Annotated in this window: 1 protein-coding gene and 1 pseudogene; both read left to right on the forward strand. The window is 73.7% G+C overall.

Annotation, left to right across the window (positions count from 1 at the left end; genetic code table 11):
* Positions 1-896: class E sortase (locus tag ACIQOV_RS41820; RefSeq protein WP_401056431.1), on the forward strand; the 896-nt coding region annotated here is incomplete at its 5' end.
* A gap of 37 nt (positions 897-933) precedes the next feature.
* Positions 934-1,292: pseudogene (locus ACIQOV_RS41825) on the forward strand (hypothetical protein); the annotation flags it as partial.

Consider the following 1,292-nt stretch of genomic DNA (forward strand, 5'->3'; position numbering starts at 1 on the left):
GGCCCGAGTACCCCTGGCTGCCCGACCAGACCCTCCAGCTGCGGCTGCCCCCGGACCTCGGCGCGCCGGCCGCCGAACCGGCCCCCACCGGCGGCCGGGCCGAGCGCCGCCGCGCCGCCCAGGGCCGCACCTCGCTGCGCTCCGGCAACGGCCGGCGCCGGGCGGGCGGCCGCGCCGCCGGGCGGGTGCGTCCCAAGGAGTCCCTGCTCGTGGTGGCCGCCCGGGGCGTCGGCGAGCTGTGCATAACGCTCGGCGTGGTGATGCTGCTCTTCGTGGCGTACCAGCTCTGGTGGACCAACGTGCAGGCCGACGAGGCCGCCGACGGGGCCCGCAACAAGCTGGAGCAGCAGTTCAACGCGGTCGCCCCGCCCGTCCAGCCGGGCCAACCGGCCCCGGACCCGAACAAGCCCGAGGTGTTCGAGCCCGGCAAGGGCTTCGCCATCATCCACCTGCCCAAGCTGGGGCTGAAGTTCCCGATCGCCGAGGGCACCTCCAAGTCGGCGGTGCTCGACAACGGCCTGGTCGGCCACTACAGCGGCACCGGCATGCCGGGCGACAAGGCGGGCAACTTCGCGCTGGCGGCCCACCGCAACACCCACGGCGAGCCGTTCCGGTACATCAACCAGCTCGGCAAGGGTGACAAGATCGTGGTGGAGACCGCCGCCGGGTACTACACCTACGAGGTCACCGGGGGCATCCCGGAGACCTCCCCGAACAACGTGAGCGTGATCAAGCCGGTGCCGAACGGCGCCGGGTACACCGGTCCCGGCCGCTACATCACGCTGACGACGTGCACCCCGGAGTTCACCTCCAAGTTCCGTCTCATCGTCTTTGGCAAGATGATCGAGGAACGGCCGCGTGCCCAGGGCAAGCCGGCCGCGATCACGGGCGGGTAGCCGCCCGGCCGCCCGGCCCGGAGGGGGAACACCGCAGATGCAGGACGAGACCGCGCAGTCGGCCGAACCGGCGCAGGAGGCCTTCCCCCCGCCCGAGCCGCGGGCCGGGCGGGGCCGGAACCGGGCGCTGGCCGCGCTCGGCGTCTTCGGCGAGCTGCTGATCACCCTGGGCCTGGTGCTCGGCCTGTTCGTGGCCTACTCGCTCTGGTGGACCAACGTGCAGGCGGACCGCTCGGCCTCGGCGGCCGCGGACCGGCTGCGCGGCAGCTGGGCGGCGGGCCCGAACCCCGGCCCCCCGGCCCTGCCGGAGCCACGATGCGGACCCCGACTGCGTTCCATACGACATCGGTCAGGCGCGTCAGTAGCGCGTCATGGGTGGCGAGCACGTGCACTCCG

The organism is Kitasatospora sp. NPDC091257, assembly GCF_044757675.1.
Lineage (GTDB): Bacteria > Actinomycetota > Actinomycetes > Streptomycetales > Streptomycetaceae > Kitasatospora > Kitasatospora lactacystinica.